Here is a 23,059-nt window from a genome sequence, read left to right as displayed (position 1 = left end):
TCGCTCCACAAACTCTCCTCTGCTTCAACACTACTAACGCCAGTTTAGGATAAGAAGAGTTTAAGATTATCGAAAAAAGAGTTTAAAATATTAGTTTTAGTAATATTAAAAGCATTAACACAAGCTAGAATATGAACTAAAAAATTAGTAGGTGATCGATGCCTTGAGTGTTCAAGATTCATATTATTTTTTAGGACATTAAATACTGACTCAACCAACGACCTTTTTCTAAGCTGTATTTTATCTTCCATTTCCAATAAATGATTCTTCATATCTTTTCTAATTCCTGTAAATAAGCGTAATCCACGACCTAATAATTTAGTAAATATTTCCTTAGAAATATATCCCTTATCACCAAAGAGTTTACCTTGTAATCCATCAGTTATATCGTCTGCTACCGATAAATCACTATTATTTGCTTTGGTAATTTTGATCGCCATAATCGCTCCCTTATTGTTAATTACTATATGCAACTTAAACCCCATAAACCATCCATAACTACTCATCCCTATTTTAGCTATATACTTCTTTAACTTGAAAAGTTGGAAAATGAATATTTAGATGAGCGAATAATCAATGTTCTTATGGATAATTAATATCTAATACTACCAATTCTTCAGGTAAAAGAAGTATACCACTAAATACTTTATTGCTATTTGTACGTTTTGTATGACATATCGATAATTTAGTTGAATCTATGCAATAAATTCCTGTTTCCTCTCCTCTAAATAGTTGCAACATTATAACAAGCGGTAGAATTAATCTTGACCATAATTGTATTATTCGACTATAACTTGGTAATTTAAAATAACCTCTATATTTATATGATAAGTGATATAAATAATAATTCTTAAAATCTTTGCACGGCGATATATAAAAATATAATACGATAGTTAAAAGCTCTGAAAGGCTTAAATTCCCTTCTCTCCGGCGTTTTCTATCTGTTGGTATTAATTTTTGCTTCTCCCATTCTTCATATATTTCACAAAAATTGTCTAGTATCTAAAATAAAGTTGTGATACATTTTTTCATTGTTGGGTTCTTGTTTTTTTGTTGAAAAACTTCAGTAACCCAACACTCTTAACTTGTAAATACTTTATTCTTATTCCATGCTTCCCTTCTTCCTTATCCTAAATTCGCGTTACTATGATCCATCCGACTTCCTATATCCACTCTCAGCTCCCTTGGGTTTTACTCTTGTCGGCTGATACTTCAAAAAAATGGAAGAGAATATAGGATATCCCACGTTTATAGATAAACTTTTATTACATGCCATGCTCTCCGACCCCGGAAACCTAAACCTATATCTGCCTAATTTACGATATAGATAATGTTGCATTCCTTTATCTTAACAAAGTCTGCGATCTCATATAACATTTTTAACGTGGCTCAATCACTACGGCCTGCAATATCTCTGCCTACGCTTAGCATAATTGTTGCCAATTTCTGCCCAAGGCTCAATACTTAGCGTGCTAGGTCAACACTTCTAAGACTGTTCTTTCAACAGCCCGTCTCAACTACTGCACAGTATACTTGCGTCAAATTTACAAATTCACTCTTACTTTAATGCTACCTGAGTGTCCTTGATATTTCTTAGCTAAATTAGCATCATAATTTATACCATATTCCATCATATTCTGCTTTATAGTAACACCTAGACCTATATTATAATCTATTCTATTACTTCTAAAGCTAATAGTTGGCAAACGATCATTTATTCCAGATAATCTTGCATCAATTGCAGGTGTTTTATTCTTGATATTATAATTAGCAAATCCATAAATCTCAGGTATTAATATTACGTTATCTATATCATCCAAATAGATATGCTGTGATATTCTAACACCTACATTTCCACTTAACTTATTATAACTTTTCTTACCTACAATTAAATTCTGAAAACTAGTACCACTTTCTGCATAGCCCTTATCTCTGATTACAGAGCCTAATGCTCCTAGACTTGGTATAATATTAATGTTGTTTCCTATATTGTGAATATAACCAAGTGATAGGCTACCACTATAAAGATACGACTTATATTTACTTGATGCTATCTCTGTTCCTAATACATTCTTTGATACAGCTATATTACGTAACTCTTTGTTTTTAATAAAACTTTCTGCATAGGATAATGTACTATCTAAATACCAGCTATAGTTCGGGATATTATACGCACTATAAAGTGAAAACATATTAGTTCTAACTTTATCCGTATTACCTATATTCTGATTCTGCGGTCTTATATTTGTATATGCTCTTGTATATGCACCTCCAACAACAAGTCCATCACATACTAATCCATCAAAACCAATAGTATGATTATGACCTCTTGTCTTATAGCTACTAAAATATTCTGATCTCTTACTACTGACTTTATCGCGACTCTTATTTATTGATGTTCTTAACCATACTCCATATTGACTTACATCCTCTTCACCTGCTGAAACTGTAACTGCACTTTGACCTAATCTATTATGTATTGCATGAATCGCTGTCTTATGTGCATTTGACAGTGACTGCTGAACTGCTACCCTTACTATATCACTGCTCCGTTCTTTGGGATGATCAAGTATTCTTGAGAACATTTCTTCTACTTGCTCTTTACTAAGAAGACCTATATTATTCTTGAACTCAGAACCATTACTGCCTGGCGGTGACTCCTTTAGTTCCTTCATGAAATCATTTTCTTGCTTAGAGTCAAATCTATAATCGTTATCTATTATGTTATTTGAATCATCAGATGCATATAATGTTAGAGAATTTGCATCTAATGTCCATTTCACAAACTTATTTTGTTCCCCACTACTATCTAATTTAATATTTTTTTCTGGATTACTTAATAACACTATCTTACTACCATCCTCAGCAAGAATTATATTATATTTAATATCATCATTTACTTTACTTATATCACTATTAATAAATGCAAGTTTTATTGTTAATTCACTTACATTCGATAAATCTAATGTACTACCAGATTGAAGAACTATATTACCTCCAGATAAACTAGATTCATCATAGGTACTACTTATTGTAATATGATCAGAAAAACTATTTGTTCCAGATAATGTAAGCTTATTATTATCAAGTATAATAGTGCTATTATTAGTACTTATATTACCTTGTACCTCTATATCATCTGATATCGCAACACTCGCATTATCTATGCTAATACTACTTGCCTTTATGTTACCGTTAAATATAACGTTTGTATTACTTGATATAGCTATATTATTACTATTTGATAATGTTTTATTAAACTTAGTATCACCATTTATGACAATATTGCCTTGACTCTCTACACTACTTGCAAAATATGTACTACCATTTAACTCTATATTACCATTAGTACTTACCTGACCTTGAAACTTTGTAACAACACTCGATTCATCAAAGTCAAGCATATTGCCACTACTGGCATTAAATGCTGATGTTAATGTAGTTAATGATAATGACAACATACTGCTACTTGTCCTATTAGCTATAATATTGTTACATGAAACGTCTCCTGAAAATAATGTTTTACCTGATGTCTTGATATCACCACTGCTATTAATATCTCCATTAAACTGCGTATTATTGCCACTTGATATGTTACCTACCGTACTAGAGCTAGATCCTATATCACCGGTAATGTGAGTACTGTCAGCAAAACTGAGGTTCAATGGATTGCCTCCCGTTCTGTTTATACCGCCTGTAAAGTTCATTCCTGATGGGAATGTAATGGCACCGCTACCATTGCCCTGTAACTCTCCTATAGAATAATCACCTGAAGCTTGCAATGTAATATCACCTGCTCCAGCACGCATTGTAGATATGTTAGATATTACGCCACCTATAGTACTACTACCTAAAAATGTTATTTCCTCTCCTGATGAACCAGTGCTACTAATTGTGCTGCTTATATTAACATTATCTCCAACATTTATAACGCCTTTATTACCTTGGAAATCTATACTGCCATTTATATCTCCGTTAGCATTGTATTTTGTACTTTTATAAAAAACAATATTTGCATCTACTTGACCTAAATCAATCTTATTAAGATCTAATCCAATACTTTCCACATTGATCTCAGGCTTGATATCAATTTCTGCATCGTCATCACTTGATATCTTAATCCCCTTTAGCCTATAGTCCTTTGTTCCAAATGTAATAGAGTTGTCATTATTATTATCTATTGTAAATTTCTTATCTCCTTTAGAGTATAAAGTTAGTATCCCATACTTATCCTGACTTGGTACTATAGATGCATCAAGCGTTATTGTGCGTTCCTCACCTTCTGATGTGTTTGTAAGTGCAAGAATTGAATCCTCATTCTTATAGACAATATTTCCTGTACTTATCTTTAAATCCTCATCCCTTGAATCTAAAATATATTCTCCAGATCCAGAACTATTACCTATATTGATATTATCAATTGATGTGGTACTACTGTAATTAGTAAGAAAGCCTCCTGAACCTATACTAAGGTTTGATGCGTTAGTAGACACATTCTTATCAAATATCACATTACCACTAATATTTATAGTACCTAACTTCTTATCATCTGTACCAAGTGATACATTATCACTTGCAGTAATTGTAAGGTTACTACCATTACCGTCAAATAAAATGATGCCACCTCCATTATCAGCGCCCTTTATATTATTATTAAATTTAATAGTTTGATTTTTTGCAGCAGATAATACAAGTTGTGCATCCTTATCAATCAAGTTAATACTCCCTCCTGCACTGCTGATAAGTGATAAATTATCCTCATTACTCTTTATAGAAAGAATTCCATTTTGCCCTATATTAATAGTTTTAATTGTACCTACGCCTTTATCTACTACCTTTAATTTAGTAGCTACCTCTAAGATAGCACTACTAGCATTACTTATAACGCCATCTAATTTATACCAATCATCACTAATATTTCCGTCAAATACTAATTTAGCAGCTTTACCTGCAAAATCTACATTACCTGTTATTCCTTTATCTGATATTAATCTGCCATTACTGCTAAATAGTATATTAGCTGTTAATGCCTTAGATGCTGTAATAACTGTATCCTTATTTGCTACCTCTATTGTTTCTGCATTTCCCTGAGGAATTGTAATATCACCAGCTCCACTAAACTTTAATTTAGAAAGTGCATTAGTACCTCCTATTGTCCCTGTTACAGTTCCCTTGCCTAAAAACTCTAATGTTCCTGCTGAAGAAGTACTACTGTCAACATTACCTGTAATCGTTTGACTATCTGCAAGTTGTAATAACCCATCTTTACCTGCAAAATCTACATTACCTGTTATTCCTTTATCTGATATTAATCTGCCATTACTGCTAAATAGTATATTAGCTGTTAATGCCTTAGATGCTGTAATAACTGTATCCTTATTTGCTACCTCTATTGTTTCTGCATTTCCCTGAGGAATTGTAATATCACCAGCTCCACTAAACTTTAATTTAGAAAGTGCATTAGTACCTCCTATTGTCCCTGTTACAGTTCCCTTGCCTAAAAACTCTAATGTTCCTGCTGAAGAAGTACTACTGTCAACATTACCTGTAATCGTTTGACTATCTGCAAGTTGTAATAACCCATCTTTACCTGCAAAATCTACATTACCTGTTATTCCTTTATCTGATATTAATCTGCCATTACTACTAAATAGTATATTAGCTGTTAATGCCTTAGATGCTGTAATAACTGTATCCTTATTTGCTACCTCTATTGTTTCTGCATTTCCCTGAGGAATTGTAATATCACCAGCTCCACTAAACTTTAATTTAGAAAGTGCATTAGTACCTCCTATTGTCCCTGTTACAGTTCCCTTGCCTAAAAACTCTAATGTTCCTGCTGAAGAAGTACTACTGTCAACATTACCTGTAATCGTTTGACTATCTGCAAGTTGTAATAACCCATCTTTACCTGCAAAATCTACATTACCTGTTATTCCTTTATCTGATATTAATCTGCCATTACTACTAAATAGTATATTAGCTGTTAATGCCTTAGATGCTGTAATAACTGTATCCTTATTTGCTACCTCTATTGTTTCTGCATTTCCCTGAGGAATTGTAATATCACCAGCTCCACTAAACTTTAATTTAGAAAGTGCATTAGTACCTCCTATTGTCCCTGTTACAGTTCCCTTGCCTAAAAACTCTAATGTTCCTGCTGAAGAGGTACTACTGTCAACATTACCTGTAATCGTTTGACTATCTGCAAGTTGTAATAACCCATCTTTACCTGCAAAATCTATGTTATTAGTAATATTAGCATTAATGTTTAATGTACCTTCCGCACTATATGTTATATTACCAGATATGGATTCTGTGTTCAGTATTAATGTTGCATCATCAAGCACTATACTTGTAGCATTTATACTACTACCAGCATTTGCTGTTAATACTGCCTTATCGGTAATAGTTAGTTTCCCATCTGATTTCCCGCCATTATAAGTAGTATCATTAATCTTATTAATCTGTAGATTATAATCCTGATCCAATTTAAGATCTTGATTCAGATTTAATGTGCCAAGAATTAATGTTCCCGCTGACTTCCACAACACTGGATCAAACCATATCGTAGCTCTATTATTATTATAATCAGTTACGTATACCATAGACTGATATACGCCAATATCATTAGGATGTCTTAGCTTTCCATAACCTGAGCCTTCACTTCCAAATGAACCAACCCATGAATTATCTTGGGTATTCCAGATCGAAATTCTATTATTTTCGGAATCTGCAACATAAATGTTGCCTTGACCATCAAGAGCAATTCCAGTAGGATGTTTCATCTTTCCATCACCTGAGCCTTCACTTCCAAATGAGCCAACCCATGAATTATCTTGGGTATTCCAGATCAAAATTCTATCATTATTGGAATCTGCAACATAAATGTTGCCTTGACGATCAAGAGCAATTCCAGTAGCCCGATTAAGCTTTCCATAACCTGAGCCTTCACTTCCAAATGAACCAACCCATAAATTATCTTGGGTATTCCAGATCGAAATTCTATTATTTTCGGAATCTACAACATAAATTTTGCCTTGACCATCAAGAGCAATTCCAGTAGGATGTTTCATCTTTCCATCACCTGAGCCTTCACTTCCAAATGAGCCAACCCATGAATTATCTTGAGCATTCCATACGGTAACCCTATGATTGTTATCATCAACAACATAAATCTTATCTCGATTATTTAACGCAATTCCAGAAGGCAACGAGAAATTCCCAACACCTGAGCCTTTACTTCCAAATGAGCCAACCCATGAATTATCTTGAGCATTCCAAATCGCAACTCTGTTATTAGAATCAGAAACATAAATCTTACCTTGACTGTCAGCAGCAATTCTATCAGGTTTATTTAACTTTCCCTTGCCTGAACCAGTGATGCCTAATGCAGTGGTATATATAGGTATCGCCAGTGCTGATGGCAGCATAGTTGTACTAAGCGCTATGTATAACAATATTTTATTCAATTTGTGCTTTTGCATATTATTCTTATTAATTAGTGGATTGTTCATAATTCCTCACATTACATTAATATAGTTCATTATATAGTTTTGTTAGTGCTATCTTATAGCTTAAGCATAACTTTAATTTTAGTCAATATTATTTGAAAGTGTGCATATCATAAAATCTTGCTATATATATACTTCTTTAACTTGAAAAGTTGGAAAATGAATATTTAGATGAGCGAATAATCAATGTTCTTATGGATAATTAATATCTAATACTACCAATTCTTCAGGTAAAAGAAGTATACTCCTACGAAATGAAGAGTGGTTATACGAAGATCAACTTGGAAAAGAGCAAGGAGTCTGTAAGCCGAGGAGCGGAGCGTATAATAATACGTGAGCATCCGAGGACTTACAAAGGCGACGTAGCCAATTTTTGAAGTTCTATCTTAGTATACCTCTAGTAAATGAAAAATTGTCAAAGAAGTCAGCAAGTGTTATTAAGTAAGAATGGATTTATAGAAAATTAACATCAGTAGAAAAAGAAGAATTAAAGCTTTACCATAGAAGCGAAAGGGATAAGAGGATTTGTGATAGAATCAAAGCTGTTTTCATGTATGATGATAGCTATAGTATTGATGAGATATCGAAAGTGTTATTACTGAGTGATGGGGAGGGATAAGAAAACATTTAATAGATTATCATAATGCTCAGAAGCTTAAGCCTGGAAATGGCGGTAGTGATAGTAAACTTACTAGACAGGAGGAAGCAGAGTTAATAGTTCATCTAGAAAATAATAATTATGTGTATGCTAGAGATATAGGTTTGTTCATAGAACGTCAATATGGAGTAATCTATACATTAGCTGGGGTAATCAAGCTGTTACACAGACTTGGTTTTAGTTATCAGAAACTTAAGTTAATTCCTGGAAAAATAGATTTAGCTAAGCAAGAGGAATTTAAGCTGCAATATAGTTTGCTAAAAAATAATTTAGCTAAAGATGAGTCTATTTATTTTATGGATAGTGTTCATCCTCAATACCAAACTCGAGCAAGATTTGGTTGGATTAGAAAGAATGTAGTTAAAACATTACCAAGTTTCAGTGGTTGGAAGCGTAAACATATTATGGGAGTGTTGAGCTATGAAGAGTAAAAGGTTATAATGTGATAAAAAAATAAGAAAGTAAAAAATGTCAGAGCATCAAATAACAATGGTCAGTTTAGATGAATTAGTTAGCCCGGAACATCAATATCGTAAATTTAAAAGTTAATTTAATTTCAAAGCAGTTGCAAGAGAGTTATTAGCGATAGAAACTGAAGCTAATTATAAAGGCTATGGAGCATTGAGGTTATTTAAATGTTTACTTCTACAATTTATGGAAGACTTATCTGATCGAGAATTAGAACGTTATTTGGCTGATAGTAATGCCGGCAAATGGTTTTGTGATTTTGCTCTTACAGAGACGACTCCAGATTATAGTGTGTTTAGTAAAATACGTAAGAAAATAGGTACTAACTTACTATCAAAAATATTTGCAAACTTTAGAGAACAACTACGAAAGCAAGGTTATATGAGCGAGGTATTTACCTTTGTAGATGCCTCTCATTTGATCTCAAAAGCTAGTCTTTGGACAGAACGTGATGAGTTGAGGAAGCAAAAATATGACAAGCTAAATAATGAGACTTTGCCCAAAGTTGCGAATGATAAACAAGCTAAAATTGGTTGTAAAGGAGGTAATAAGTTTTGGTATGGTTATAAAAAACATGTTAGCGTTGATATCCAATCAGGGATTATTAATAAGGTTGCAGTTACCTCTGCAAATGTTACTGATAGCAAAGGTTTTAAACACGTTATGCCACGCTCCGGTGCTGCATATGTAGATAAAGCATATTGTACAAAGTCTACCAAAGATACAGCAACTAGGCAAGAAGTGCATCTTTGTGCTGTAAAGAAAAATAACATGAAAGATAAAAATTTTGACCTTGATAGATATTATACAAAAATTAGAGCACCTTTTGAAAGAGTATTCTCACAAGATAATAAACGTGTCAGATATATTGGTATTGCCAAAAATCAATTCTCGGAATTTATGAATGCTATATGTTTTAATTTGAAACGCTTAACCGTTTTAACGGCTAGCTAATATTATAATGGATAACGCATAGATAATAACAAAATCTCCACTGATTTTTACTAATTTTGTATATATACTTCTTTTACCTGAAAAATTGGTAGTATTAGATATTAATTATCCATAAGAACATTGATTATTCGCTCATCTAAATATTCATTTTCCAACTTTTCAAGTTAAAGAAGTATACTGAACAAAAATTATCTTAATTTTAAACACTAATTGGTAAATGACAATTTTCAAACCATTGTTCCTAATCATTTTAACAACTCTTCATGTTGAAGAAGTATATAGATTACTCCATATTGACGTTCTATGAACAAACCTATATCTCTAGCATACACATAATTATTATTTTCTAGATGAACTATTAACTCTGCTTCCTCCTGTCTAGTAAGTTTACTATCACTACCGCCATTTCCAGGCTTAAGCTTCTGAGCATTATGATAATCTATTAAATGTTTTCTTATCCCTTCATCACTCAGTAATAACACTTTCGATATCTCATCAATACTATAGCTATCATCATACATGAGAACAGCTTTGATTCTATCACAAATCCTCTTATCCCTTTGCTTCTATGGTAAAGCTTTAATTCTTCTTTTTCTACTGATGTTAATTTTCTATAAAGCCATTCTTACTTAATAACACTTGCTGACTTCTTTGACAATTTTTCATTTACTAGAGGTATACGTTCTTATATACTTCTTTAACTTGAAAAGTTGGAAAATGAATATTTAGATGAGCGAATAATCAATGTTCTTATGGATAATTAATATCTAATACTACCAATTCTTCAGGTAAAAGAAGTATATATTAGTATTTTTAACTGGATCCCGTGGTCAAGCCACGGGATGACAGAGGTGCAATTGATCCACGCAACAATGCCACGCGGGAATAACATAAAACGAACCATGCAACAAAGTTGCAAATTTCTCACAATGACGTGAAGTTAAGCAATAAGATTCAAGCGTACTTCTTCGTTTAGTTCTTTTGTAGAAGATAATTCTATATCAAGTTCGGCAAATATATGCACTAAGGCTATAGATAAATCATTTATCATTTTATCGGTATGGGCTGGAGTTGGGATGATTCGGAGGCGTTCCGTACCTCTCGGTACGGTTGGAAAATTGATATGTTGAACGTAAATACCGTATTCATTAAGGAGCATATTTGAGGCACTAGCTGCTTTAATCGGATCACCAATAATTATCGGCACTATATGACTTTCATTTTTCAAATAAGGTATATTAAAATTTTCAAAAGAATTTTTAAGTTTTGTAACTACTTCTTGATGTTTTATTCGTTCTTCATTCGATTCTTTAAGGTGTCTAATACTATGCGTTGCAGCGGTAGAAATTACCGGCGGTAATGAAGTAGTGAAAATAAATCCCGGAGCGGTTAGCCTTATAGCATCGACTAAATTATGGTTGCTAGTGATATAACCACCGATAGTGCCATATGCTTTGGCAAGTGTACCTTGAATAATATCGATTTGATCGCTACAATTAAGAAGCTCGGCAATACCGCCTCCATGTTTACCATATAAACCGACCGTATGAACTTCATCGATAAAGGTTAAAGCATTATATTTTTTGGCTAAGTTGATTATATCTTTGATAGGTGAGAAAAAACCGTCCATAGAGTAAGCCGATTCAAAAACAATAATTTTCGGTCTATTAATATCGACTGATTGTAAAAGCTCTTCTAGATGCTTAACGTCTAAATGTCTATATATATATTTCTCGGCTCTTGAACTTGTAATTCCTGCAATTATTGAAGCATGATTTAGCTCATCGGAGAAAAATACTATATCTGGCATGATTTTAGCAAGACTTGCAAGCGTTGTATCATTTGCAACAAAACCGGATGTAAAAACTAAAGCTGCTTGCTTTTTGTGTAAATCTGCAAGTTCTTTTTCAAGCTCAAGAATGGCAATATTATTACCGCCGATATTGCGAGTTCCGCCTGATCCAACACCGTATTTTAGCAAGGCATCTATAGAAGCTTGCATTACTTTTGCATGTTTACTCATACCCAAATAGTCATTAATGCACCACATAACTATTTGTTTATTAGCGTGTTCTGCAAAAGGAAAATTATCGGCTTGTCTTTTTAAGGCTTTAAATTCTCGATATCTTCCTTCGCTCTTAATTTTGTCTATATGTTTGCTAAATATAGTATCGTAATAAGACATTTTCTTTATGTCATTCCCGCCTACGCGGGAATCCAGTATTTTAAAGTTTTTTAAAAGCTTAGGTTATCTCGCTTTACGCTGGATTCCCGCCTACGCGGGAATGACATAAACCGAGCCATGCAACAACACCCCGCCTACTCAGGAATGACATCGAACAGAACAATACTTCCAAACTCACGTTTGCAACCATTCTATAGTCAATTCAGTTGAATTTTGTGATAGGCGTGAGGAGCGACGCCTATACTAATAGGCGAGTCGACGAACAACGAAGCACAAAGTTCAAATCAGTTGACTATACATTAAAACTAATTAATTTTAAAGTTATAATATAGCTTTTTGTACAATATCGTTTAATCTCTTTGAAAATGCACCGGTATCAGCAACCGGTTCGCCCTCTAAAATACAGGCTTGATCAAATATTAGATTAACCAATTCTTCATTATTTTTATTATTTGCTTTTAAGTCGTTAAAGATTTTCTCTATGATTTTATTTTTAGGATTTAGCTCTAAATTTTTGGCAGATGCAGCAGCTATTTGTTTCTGCTCAATCAAAAATCTCTCCATACGAATATCCATAGCAGCGTCGCTAACGGCAAGACAAGCAGGGCTTGAGGTTAATTTTTTAGAGATCTTAACTTCTTTTACTAACTCCCCAAGCGTCTCTTTAAAATAATCGGTTAGCAATTTATATTCGTCATCGGATTTTTTACTATCTGCATTTTTATCCTCAGATTGTGAAGTAGTTTGCTCTACATCGATATTGCTTCTTGTTGCTGATTTAATAGCATGTCCTTTATATTCGCTATTAACATTTACCCAAAAATCATCCACTGTATCGGTAAAAAGTAATACATCGATATTTTTACTAAGTAGTCCTTCAATTTGTGGGCTTGAAAGTAATTTATCGGGATTATCCCCGCTTAAATAATATATAGTATTCTGCCCTTCTTTAAAATTTGCGATATATTCGTCAAGGCTGATCATTTTATTATGCAAGGCACTTCTGAATATGCATACTTCTAATAATTTTTCATAGTCGGTAGTAGCCTCACACAAACCTTCTTTTAAAGCACCACCGAAATTAGCCCAAAACTTATTATATTCTTCAGGTGATTCCTCTTTCTTTTTTCTAAGCTCGCCAAGCACTCTTTTTGTAATAGCATTCTTGATTTTCTCAAGTACACTATTATGCTGCAATGACTCACGGCTAATATTTAACGGTAAATCTTCTGAATCAACCACGCCTCGTAAAAATCTTAAATATGACGGAATTAAATCAATATTCTCATCAGAAATAAACACTCTTTTGATATATAATTTAACTCGTCTCTTGCGATCAGGATGGAATAAATCGAATGTTTTGCTCGATGGAATGAAAAGCAAGTTAATAAATTCTATAGCTCCTTCGTTTTTATTATGCATAGTTATCCAAGGGTCATCAACGGCATAAGATAGGCTCTTGTAGAATTCTTTATATTGTTCTTCCGTAATTTCTGATTTCGGTCTTGTCCATAATGCAGAAGCTGAATTAAGCTGGATTTCATTATTACCGGCTTCATCAAAGAAATATATCGGTACTGCTATATGATCGGAATAGCTTTTAACGATATGTTTTAACCTGAAATGATCAAGGAATGTATCTTCTTCCTTTTTGATATGTAAAACGATTTCCGTGCCTCTTGTGAATTCTTTGTCCGAATCTGAAATAATGTACTCGCCAAGTCCGTCCGATTCCCAAGTATGGACTTTATCTTCGCCTGCTTTTCTTGAGGTGACAAGCACTTTATCGGCTACCATAAAGCTTGAATAAAATCCAACACCAAACTGACCGATTAACATATTGTCTTTTTTAGAATCACCGGAAAGGCTTTTAAGAAAATTTGCCGTACCTGATCTTGCAATAGTACCGAGATTTTCAATTAAATCGTCTTTATTCATGCCGATACCGTTATCACGGATGATGATTTGTCCTTTATCTTTATCGACTTTAACCGTAATTTTAAAATTGCTATCGCCAGCTACTAATTCACTATTACTTTGAGATAAATAACGTAATTTATCGCAAGCATCCGAAGCATTAGAAATTAACTCCCTCATAAAAATCTCTTTATTACTATAAAGAGAGTGAATCATTAAATTTAAAATCTTGCCAACCTCGGCGTCAAATTTCTTTTTTTCTTGTGTCATAATTATTCCAGTTAATGAATTATTTTTTAGTCATATAACTGCTGATATCATTCCCGTGAGGATCAGTTTTTCCAGTGTCATCCCGCGACTTGATCGCGGGATCCAGCTTAAAATACTAAAATTTTAGTATTTTAAATTTTTTTTCTGGATACCGTGGTCAAGCCACGGTATGACACCGAACGCGTTTTTAGATCCACGCAACAATGCCACGCGGGAATGACATCGACAGCTTAGCAACCATTGCGCCCTATTTAATATAGGAATTAATAATCAAATTTAAATAGTATTCGTCAATATTTTTTATCAATATCGTTTTTAAGCTATTAGTATGACCTTTAATAATTTCTATATCCTTGCGTGATAATTTCCATTCTTTTGCTAGATAATTTATGATTTCTTCATTAGCTTTACCTTGTTCCGGTGTTGCTTTTATAGATAATTTTAGATATGGGATATTATTGATGATTACAAAATCGCTAATTAGATTCTGTTTAGAATTAGACTTTACTTTAAGATTAAGTAAAACCTGATGTGAAGAAGAATTGTAGTTATAGAATTTATTCATTATGTTATTTATCACATTTATTTATGATAATAAAAGAATACTTGAAAAAAACTATTAAAACTGATATAAGGTTTACCGTAAATGCTTAGCACCCTTAGCTCAGCTGGATAGAGCAACAGATTTCTAATCTGTGGGTCAGAGGTTCGAATCCTTTAGGGTGCACCATTCTTCATTTTTTGGTATTTCTGCAAAAATATCAAACCGCAGATGCAGCATAAAATCAAGCTTTTTGCCGTTTAATGAAAGGTTCGATAAAACTAATTTTTATTAATTGTCTTTCACCAAATCTCTAAACTAAGTAGCTTTTCTCTTTCTTCTAAATAGTAAATTTATTACCTTATAAAAAGAAATATTAATAATTTAATTAAGCAACAAGTCACCTTAATCTCATTTATCTTTAATTTTGGTAGCGGGAAGTTTCAAGCATCAACATTACGGCAGAAGTTAAACCGAGTTGAATATTTAGCGGCTGTCGATAAACTGCCAAGATGGATACACGCTAAAGACGGGGTTAAGCTGCAAGGCTTAGTGAAACGTCGGTAACATTATAGATTATAATTATTACTAATTATTAAAACTCTCTACTATTTCCTTTAATCCTCTATATATCAATAAATTCCCTAAATCAATTTAAATTCATTTATTTATATTTTTAGTTAAATTTCTATTGCTTTCTTAAAGCCCTTTATTATGATTCCGTCTATAAGCTCATTTTTAACAAAATGTTAAGATTTATAGAATTTAATAAGGATATATCTATGTTTATAAGATTATTTGGAACTCCGTATGAAAAGCTAATAGAAGCAATAAAAGCAGAAAACACGGCAGAAGCACAAAAATTAATTACCCAAATGAATACAGCCGAATTAAGCAAAGTTGATAATGGTGATACAGCTTTAATGTTGGCTGCTAGTTATGGTTTAGACAAAGTTTGTGAGATGCTTATGCCAAAATGTCCAAGCGGGCTATTAATCATGTTAATAAGGGCTATACAGCTTTAATTGGGGCTACAGGTAATGGATTAGACAAAGTATGTGAGATGCTAATACCTAAAATGTCTGAGCGGGCTATTAATCACGTTAATGAATAACCCGAACAGTCATTGCGAGGAGGCATTGTTGCGTAGACCGGTAAAACCTACTGTGTCACCTTGTGGCTTGCTAACTAGGTCCATAAAAACAATAAAAAATACTAATAATTTTAGTATTTTTAACTGGATCCCGTGGTCAAGCCACGGGATGACAGAGGTAAAACTGATCCACGCAACAACACCTTGCGAGGAGCAAAGCGACGTGGCAATCCAGAAAAATAATTAAAAAAATTCTGATTTACAGAATTTTTTTTCTTCCTTGCTTCGTTGAAATTTACAATTTCTTCTCGCAATAACGAAAAAATCGGGTCATGCAACAAAGCCGTATGACAATAATTCACAAAATAATTTTAGAAATGTCTATAGAATTTAATATAAAAGAAAAAATTTATATCATTTTATGTACGTTTTTTACAGTCCTTATTATAGTAGGAAACTTAATATATCAAAAATTTGTTTACCTTAATATTCTTAATTTTTATATTCTTGAATTATCTATAGGAGCAATTTTTTACCCGTTAACTTTTTTATTAACGGATTTAATAGCTGAGTTTTACGGTAAAGAAAGAGCCAATTGTTGTGTAAAACTTGCTATTATTTTTAATATAATAGTAGTTTTAATAATAAGTCTCATGGATAAATTGGAAGCTACTAATTGGTCTAATGTTGACAACATAACTTTTCATAAAGTCTTTGGTTCATACCATATACCTCTAGTAAATGAAAAATTGTCAAAGAAGTCAGCAAGTGTTATTAAGTAAGAATGGATTTATAGAAAATTAACATCAGTAGAAAAAGAAGAATTAAAGCTTTACCATAGAAGCGAAAGGGATAAGAGGATTTGTGATAGAATCAAAGCTGTTTTCATGTATGATGATAGCTATAGTATTGATGAGATATCGAAAGTGTTATTACTGAGTGATGAAGGGATAAGAAAACATTTAATAGATTATCATAATGCTCAGAAGCTTAAGCCTGGAAATGGCGGTAGTGATAGTAAACTTACTAGACAGGAGGAAGCAGAGTTAATAGTTCATCTAGAAAATAATAATTATGTGTATGCTAGAGATATAGGTTTGTTCATAGAACGTCAATATGGAGTAATCTATACATTAGCCGGGGTAATCAAGCTGTTACACAGACTTGGTTTTAGTTATCAGAAACCTAAGTTAATTCCTGGAAAAATAGATTTAGCTAAGCAAGAGGAATTTAAGCTGCAATATAGTTTGCTAAAAAATAATTTAGCTAAAGATGAGTCTATTTATTTTATGGATAGTGTTCATCCTCAATACCAAACTCGAGCAAAATTTGGTTGGATTAGAAAGAATGTAGTTAAAACATTACCAAGTTTCAGTGGTTGGAAGCGTAAACATATTATTGGTGCTATTAATCTTAAGGATTTAGAGGTAGTAACAACTGACAATCCTAAGGTTAATGGTGATTATATTATTGAATTTTTAAAGGAATTAGAAGCAAATAATCAAGATAAAAGTAAGATTTATTTGATATGCGATAATGCTGGATATCATAGGTCAAAAAAGGTAAAAGAATATCTACAATACAGTAAAATAGGGTTACTATTTTTGCCAGCATATAGTCCTAATTTGAATCCAATTGAACGACTGTGGGAATTTATGCATTCTGTTGTAAGTAACAATAAATTTTATGCGAATTTTGAGACATTTACTGATTCTATACGAATATTTTTTGAAAATATTGAAAAATATAAAAATAAAATTTCTTCATTGGTAAATGACAATTTTCAAACCATTGTGCCTAATCATTTTAACAACTCTTCATGTTGAAGAAGTATAGATACTTCTTTAACTTGAAAAGTTGGAAAATGAATATTTAGATGAGCGAATAATCAATGTTCTTATGGATAATTAATATCTAATACTACCAATTCTTCAGGTAAAAGAAGTATATATCTTTTTTAGCATCAACTTTTGCCTGTTATATAGCTCAACTTGTTGATATTAATATCTATTTATGGATAAGAAATAATTTTAGTACGGCAATTTCTTTATTTATGGATACTTTTATTGTAATTGGGATTATGAGCTTATTTAATATTTTTCCTTTTGACCAATTGGGTCAGCTTGTACTTAATAGCTATTCATTTAAACTATTTTTTACCGTATTTAGTACGCCGATATTCTATTTGGCAGTTTGGTTAATAAGCTTGTTTATTAAGAAAGGATAAGCTCTTAGGAGAAACTTATCCTTATTTATTTTACAAATTGACTTTTAGTTTAATAAGCCCTTGATGGCTTTGATATTTTCTATGAGTGTAATAATTATACTCAAGCCGAACATTTATATTTTTTCTGCTCATAAGTATATTACTACCGATATTATATCCAAGCTTAGGTTGTTTTGGTATAATAATTGTTTCTTGTAATGTTTGCCCTTTAAAAGTTGCTTTTGCATTAACTTTTGTATTTTTTTTATTGAAATGACACTCAATATTACCGTACAAACTTGGTGTTAATACTATATTATTTATGGTCGCTATAGGCTTAAACACTATTTTACCGCCAACACTACTTTCGAAGGATTGATTTGATTTCTTTGGAATCATTAAGTTTTCTATATCTACATTGTATTCTTTATAGTTGCCAGCTCTTGAATAATCATATTTAAAACCGATATTAGGAATAAAATGTAAATCGTATTTTGTACGATATTTATAATTTAATAAGGTTTGAAAACTTAAATTATTGTTTTGATATTTGCCAATTATATTATTAATACTTTTAGATTTATTCTTAATATAATTATGACCGTAAGATGTTATAGTCTGCAACGAGAAGCCTTTAATTAGTTCTTTTAGACCGTAAATACTTAAAAGATGACCGTTAACAGCTGTTTTTCCTAGTTTTTTATTATATTTAATTTGGGATTCTAAACGGCTATAAGCTATTCCTATAACATCATGACTATTAATGAATTCAGCATCAGCCCCGATAGTTACACCGGTGGTACGACCTTGATATTTTGGAATATTTTTCCAAGCTCCTTGTTTATTGATGTCGTATAAGCCGCTAATCCATACCCCTCTGTTTATACTAGCTTCTTCATCACCGGCACCTATTGCAGCAACCTTTAATCTATCACTGAAAATATTATAGTGAACAGGTTTGTGAAGAGTTGAAGCCGCCTTAACTAATATTGCTACTTTCCTATTGGTGTCATCAGATGCTTGCTGTCTCTGTGTCGCTTCATCTTGTTCTGCAATTGCTTCAGTTTTGAATGACAAATCGATAGCTTCGTCTTCGCTTTCTAAAGCTATATCTTTTTTTGATTCTTCTTCAGTTGTATTATTACTTTCTTCTAATTCTTCATCAGTTTCATATCCTTTATCTTCTTCTTCACTAGATCTTAAGGCTAGAAGTGATTTTTTGTCATCTGATGATTTATCATTTTTGCTATCGCTAGAACTCAATAACCTCGGTGATAAAGAAGTTGTTGAATCAGATTTCTCTGATTTGCTATCGCTAGAACTCAATAACCTCAGTGATAAAGAAGTTGTTGAATCAGATTGCTCTGATTTGCTATCGCTAGAACTCAATAACCTCGGTGATAAAGAAGTTGTTGAATCAGATTTCTCTGACTTTTTATTGCTATCTTCAAGTTGTGTATCATCCTTTGTTGAGGAGTCGTCATTTGTCGCCTCGTTTTCTTGCTGGAATAATGATTGGAATTGTTTCATATCTAAACGTCTTACTTTCTTTTTCTGGTTATTATCTTCTGATTGAACATCAATACCGTGTGTTTGTTCTAGTTCAGGACGTTTAGACTCTATTTGTTCAATAAAGCTTATTAATGATTCTCTTTCATCTTTGTGTGTATTATTATTGTTTTTTACATACTCAATAAATACCGGATCTCTTGCAAGTTTTAGAAGCTCTTGTTCATAAAGTTCGTATATCTCTTGTCCCACTTTGGTTCTTGGTCCTATGAAGTTTGGATCAAAATTTATTTCAGATGGTTTAGGAATTACTTTTGTATTTTTATCTTCAGCATAGTTAAATTTTTCTTTAAATGCTTCGTCTAAAAGAGAAACAGGCGAACTATCTATATCTATCATCTCTCTATTTGGTTCTGCCATGTATTTTGCTAATACTTCTGTTTTAATAGCAAACTCTAACTTTTGTGAATTAGTTAGTAATATATTTGTTCCTCTTAATTCTGAAGTAGATTTATAATAATTTTTTCCTACATTAGATTTAAAATCCGTATCTTTATAATTATGATTGTTCTTTTGACCAAAATTATGGTTAGGTTTTACCTTATCCATTCTATCTATAAATTCCTGTGTATAACCCATGCTAATTAGATAATCATTAGTTCCAAAGTTATTGCCATTAGGAATCGGGGGAGGCATTGGAATACCGTTATTATAAATCAGCGGCTTTTCAGTATTATTAGATACGGTTTTATTTTTTTGCTCCCATTTAGCCTTAAATGCTGTTTTTACTCCTTCTATAGTTATTCTATTAATTAAGCGTGTTAATTGCTCTGAAGTTAAATAATTAAGAGAAGGTATAATTTCCTTTAAATCAACTTCATTAGCTGAATTATTAAGTTTATTCTCTTCTAAAATAACCTTAGCTTCAAGAAGTGATTTTAATAACTCAGGATTTTTATTATTTAGTATATCCAATAAATCTTGTCGGCTTATATCATTATTTGCGATTAATTGTTGAATTTCAATTTTTTCTAAAATATTTTGTTTTAATTTATTTAGATTAGCTTTAGCGGTAGGAATTTCCCTAGTTAATTTTTGATACCCTTGAAGTGCAAAATTAATTTTTTGTGAGAACGTTAACTTATTAGGGTGTTCTATTAAGTCATTAAGTTTATCATTAAAGGTACTTTGTCCAAGAATATTTATATATTGATTAGAAAACTGTAATTGCTCTAGAGGATCTGTAATTCTTAAGAATTTTGCTATATATTCTTGTTTATTTCCATATTGTTCAATTCTTTTATATTGTTTTGCATTTATTATATTAGATGAACGAAGACGTTGTTTTGTTTGTTCTAACGATTCATTAAAAATCTTACTTACAAAAGCAGATATTATTTTTATATCATTATCTTGAAGTATTTTTTGTATATCCTCTCTTTTAGCAATTTGTTCAATTTGCTTGATAACCTCTTCGTTCTCAGTGTTAAATAAATTTACAAAAGTTTTAGGAGAAAAGTTATACAATTTTGTTACTTCATTACGTATTAAGCCTATTACCTCATTCTGCTTAGCAACTTTCTGTTCAAATAATTCAAGTACTTCCTTCATTTTAGCCTTAGTATTATTATGAGACGTTGTGGTTGCCTGACTTTGACGTGCTGAAGTTGTATTTTGAATAAATTCATTATACGATTTATATAATCTAGGATATGTAGCTTCAAAATTTTTAAAATCAAATTTATGATTACGATTTGAACTATTAAAAGCTGTAGAAGTCGGTGTTCCATTTAACGGAGGCGGGGGTGGAGGAGGTGGCATACTCCCATTTAGAGGAGGGGGTGGAGGAGGTGGCATACTCCCATTTAGAGGAGGGGGTGGCGGAGGAACAGGAACGCCATTTTGACCTTTATTTGAATTATTATTAACATTGTTTTCTACAGGTAACTCAAAAATTTTATCTATTCCTGCTTTTAATGTGGTTTCATCAGATAAAAGTATAGAGATTAAAGACTCTACTTCCGGCTTGCGTTTATATCTGTTATTACTCAGCCAGTTATCTAATGATGCTTCTAGTACTTTTTTATCTTCTGTTGCAGCCAGTGTTGCAAGCGTTAATTTTTTTTTGTCACTAACGTCTCTATCAGATATAGATGTTGGTAAAGTTTGTATGGCATGGTGTTGAGCGTGCTTAATAAGTTCATCTTTATGTTCCGGAGTAGTAGTTAATATGGTATTTAATATTGTTCTATTGCCTTCATCATCAACAATAAATAATATCCTGTCTATATCTTTACTTAAGTCAATATTAGATATAGCTTCCTGTTTAAAAGAATTACCTAAATTATTCTGTTCTGCAAATTGTAATGCGTCTATAGGATTTTTTGTTAAAATTTCCTTAAACTCTTCTTGATTTACTTGTAAGTTTATTTGCTGTTTTAAGTATTGTTCAGTCTTGCTTAATTGATCCTCCGGTTTACTATTTAGAAGACTATGTATTGATCTTTTAAAGTCGAATGATTGTATTTCTGGTTTTGTTCTACCTGTGTCAAAAGGAACCCTCGAAGATGTTGTTCTAGAATGCTTAGTAAAGGGTTTAGTAGTAGTTTGATTATTGTCTACTAGAAGCTTTACTCCTATTCCAGCTTTTATTTGTGCTAAATAAAGATTTGCACGTTCTTTATCTACCTTAAATTCATTCATTATTTCTGAAATTTTAGGAAGAACATCTGTATTTACATATTCTTGTTTTTTAGTATACATAACCTCAGTGGTTATATCGTCAATATATTTTGTGTCATCTGTATTAGTGTCTTTACCAAAACGTTTATGTAGTTCCTTTTTTGTAAGAACCGTACCACTACGTACAAGCTTTGGTCTTTCATTTGCCATAACTTGATCTCTTATTATGGTTCTACGGTGTGTTGCTTCTTCTTTACTTATATTAAGAGCTTTCTTTAGTTCATCTAATTCAGGGACTTGACCGGTAGTTATGTATTCTTTTTCTTTAATTGCAGTTGTTATTGAGTGAATATACAGGTCTATTAATGCTTTTTTAGTCTTTTCTGCACGGCGTACATTTTGATTTTTTTCTAGTTTATTATCTGTTTTTTTAGCACAATAAGCTATTTCAAGGTTTTGTGCTGCTTCTTCAGGCGTAGGAATTTTTTTTTGTGATATATACCAGTTAACTTTTTCCTTAAAGCCTGGTTTCGTTCCGGCAATATATAAGTCAAGCTCTGCTTTTTTTTCTCTTGCTTTGTGCCTAGTTTTTTTATTGCTACTCGATAAATCACTTTCAGTAAAACCGGTTTGCACATCAATCGCTGCTTGAACAACACTAGGTATCAAATTTGCTCTTCTCCATGCTTCTTGTTTTTCTTGTAAAGTATAACTATTCCATTTCTGTTTTCTTTGTGCTTCGGAAAGACCTCTCAAGGTTGGTATTTGGTTAGCTAATTGGGTAAAGCTTGCCGCTCTAGCACTTGTACTTAAAAAGCTACTAGTCAACAAACATGTTGACATGAAAAAAGTTAAAACATATTTTTTTGAGTGGGAATTTTGTAAGCTCATTCAAACCTCGATCTAGTTATTATTTTTTTAAATATACAACGAGGCGAATTATATAATATTTATTAACTTATGTAAACTATCAATTACTAATTTTTGTTAACTAATAGATTTTTTTAACCAAAATGTGTTTAATACATCACATACTAATGGCATCTCAATTTTTGGTAAATA

At 32.1% G+C, this 23,059-nt stretch carries 12 protein-coding genes, 1 tRNA gene and 3 pseudogenes; 9 read left to right on the top strand and 7 right to left on the bottom strand.

The features are described from left to right. Positions 1-44: 44 nt before the first annotated feature. Positions 45-1,002, bottom strand: a pseudogene (locus AC5584_RS07240) (IS982 family transposase). A gap of 542 nt (positions 1,003-1,544) precedes the next feature. Further along, positions 1,545-7,517, bottom strand: coding sequence for an autotransporter domain-containing protein (locus AC5584_RS07235; protein ID WP_499216326.1), 5,973 nt, complete (start codon positions 7,515-7,517; stop codon positions 1,545-1,547). Positions 7,518-8,255: 738 nt separating this feature from the next. Here AC5584_RS07235 and AC5584_RS07230 point away from each other — a divergent pair. Together AC5584_RS07230 and AC5584_RS07225 are read left to right on the top strand one after the other, a co-directional pair. Next, complete coding sequence (locus tag AC5584_RS07230) at positions 8,256-8,603, top strand: winged helix-turn-helix domain-containing protein (RefSeq protein WP_499216325.1); 348 nt, start codon at positions 8,256-8,258, stop codon at positions 8,601-8,603. A 154-nt stretch (positions 8,604-8,757) separates the two neighbouring features. Beyond that, positions 8,758-9,594, top strand: coding sequence for a transposase (locus AC5584_RS07225; RefSeq protein WP_499216920.1), 837 nt, complete (start codon positions 8,758-8,760; stop codon positions 9,592-9,594). 245 nt (positions 9,595-9,839) lie between these two features. On the opposite strand, the gene AC5584_RS07220 is transcribed toward AC5584_RS07225, so the two are convergent. The 4 genes from AC5584_RS07220 to AC5584_RS07205 form a co-directional block, all read right to left on the bottom strand. Continuing rightward, positions 9,840-10,115: a hypothetical protein gene (locus tag AC5584_RS07220; RefSeq protein ID WP_499216324.1), complete on the bottom strand. Its 276-nt coding sequence runs from the start codon at positions 10,113-10,115 to the stop codon at positions 9,840-9,842. A 419-nt stretch (positions 10,116-10,534) separates the two neighbouring features. Beyond that, positions 10,535-11,779 carry a 5-aminolevulinate synthase gene (hemA, locus tag AC5584_RS07215; protein ID WP_410526845.1) on the bottom strand — a complete coding sequence of 415 codons (1,245 nt, stop codon included), beginning with the start codon at positions 11,777-11,779 and terminating at the stop codon, positions 10,535-10,537. Between the two features lie 321 nt (positions 11,780-12,100). Beyond that, on the bottom strand, positions 12,101-13,966 hold the full coding sequence (gene htpG / locus AC5584_RS07210) for a molecular chaperone HtpG (protein ID WP_499216323.1): 1,866 nt from the start codon (positions 13,964-13,966) through the stop codon (positions 12,101-12,103). A 247-nt stretch (positions 13,967-14,213) separates the two neighbouring features. After that, positions 14,214-14,531, bottom strand: coding sequence for an A1G_07140 family DUF167 domain protein (locus AC5584_RS07205; protein ID WP_499216322.1), 318 nt, complete (start codon positions 14,529-14,531; stop codon positions 14,214-14,216). An 88-nt stretch (positions 14,532-14,619) separates the two neighbouring features. Here AC5584_RS07205 and AC5584_RS07200 point away from each other — a divergent pair. The 7 genes and pseudogenes from AC5584_RS07200 to AC5584_RS07170 form a co-directional block, all read left to right on the top strand. Continuing rightward, positions 14,620-14,696: transfer RNA gene (locus AC5584_RS07200), tRNA-Arg, on the top strand. A gap of 162 nt (positions 14,697-14,858) precedes the next feature. After that, positions 14,859-15,074 carry a glycoside hydrolase family protein gene (locus tag AC5584_RS07195; RefSeq protein ID WP_499217037.1) on the top strand — a complete coding sequence of 72 codons (216 nt, stop codon included), beginning with the start codon at positions 14,859-14,861 and terminating at the stop codon, positions 15,072-15,074. Positions 15,075-15,253: 179 nt separating this feature from the next. Further along, positions 15,254-15,532, top strand: a complete 279-nt coding sequence (locus AC5584_RS07190) for a hypothetical protein (RefSeq protein WP_499216321.1) — start codon at positions 15,254-15,256, stop codon at positions 15,530-15,532. 114 nt (positions 15,533-15,646) lie between these two features. Continuing rightward, complete coding sequence (locus tag AC5584_RS07185; protein WP_499216320.1) at positions 15,647-15,847, top strand: hypothetical protein; 201 nt, start codon at positions 15,647-15,649, stop codon at positions 15,845-15,847. Positions 15,848-15,977: 130 nt separating this feature from the next. Further along, positions 15,978-16,331, top strand: a pseudogene (locus tag AC5584_RS07180) (VUT family protein); the annotation flags it as partial. A 57-nt stretch (positions 16,332-16,388) separates the two neighbouring features. After that, complete coding sequence (locus tag AC5584_RS07175) at positions 16,389-17,426, top strand: IS630 family transposase (RefSeq protein WP_499217036.1); 1,038 nt, start codon at positions 16,389-16,391, stop codon at positions 17,424-17,426. A gap of 119 nt (positions 17,427-17,545) precedes the next feature. After that, positions 17,546-17,827, top strand: a pseudogene (locus tag AC5584_RS07170) (VUT family protein); the annotation flags it as partial. Positions 17,828-17,857: 30 nt separating this feature from the next. On the opposite strand, the gene AC5584_RS07165 reads toward AC5584_RS07170, so the two are convergent. Continuing rightward, positions 17,858-22,888: an autotransporter outer membrane beta-barrel domain-containing protein gene (locus AC5584_RS07165; RefSeq protein WP_499216319.1), complete on the bottom strand. Its 5,031-nt coding sequence runs from the start codon at positions 22,886-22,888 to the stop codon at positions 17,858-17,860. Positions 22,889-23,059: the final 171 nt, after the last annotated feature.

Source organism: Rickettsia endosymbiont of Villa modesta, assembly GCF_964026485.1.
Taxonomy (GTDB): domain Bacteria; phylum Pseudomonadota; class Alphaproteobacteria; order Rickettsiales; family Rickettsiaceae; genus Rickettsia; species Rickettsia asembonensis.
The sequence above is the reverse complement of the archived record's forward strand: the minus strand, read 5'-3'. Positions and strand labels throughout refer to the sequence as shown.

Bases quoted from the DNA above. Each gene is read 5' to 3' on its own strand.
- AC5584_RS07235 (WP_499216326.1), bottom strand. From the start codon at position 7,517: ATGAACAATCCACTAATTAATAAGAATAATATGCAAAAGCACAAATTG.
- AC5584_RS07220 (WP_499216324.1), bottom strand. From the start codon at position 10,115: ATGTATGATGATAGCTATAGTATTGATGAGATATCGAAAGTGTTATTA.
- hemA (WP_410526845.1), bottom strand. From the start codon at position 11,779: ATGTCTTATTACGATACTATATTTAGCAAACATATAGACAAAATTAAG.
- htpG (WP_499216323.1), bottom strand. From the start codon at position 13,966: ATGACACAAGAAAAAAAGAAATTTGACGCCGAGGTTGGCAAGATTTTA.
- AC5584_RS07205 (WP_499216322.1), bottom strand. From the start codon at position 14,531: ATGAATAAATTCTATAACTACAATTCTTCTTCACATCAGGTTTTACTT.
- AC5584_RS07190 (WP_499216321.1), top strand. From the start codon at position 15,254: ATGTTAAGATTTATAGAATTTAATAAGGATATATCTATGTTTATAAGA.
- AC5584_RS07165 (WP_499216319.1), bottom strand. From the start codon at position 22,888: ATGAGCTTACAAAATTCCCACTCAAAAAAATATGTTTTAACTTTTTTC.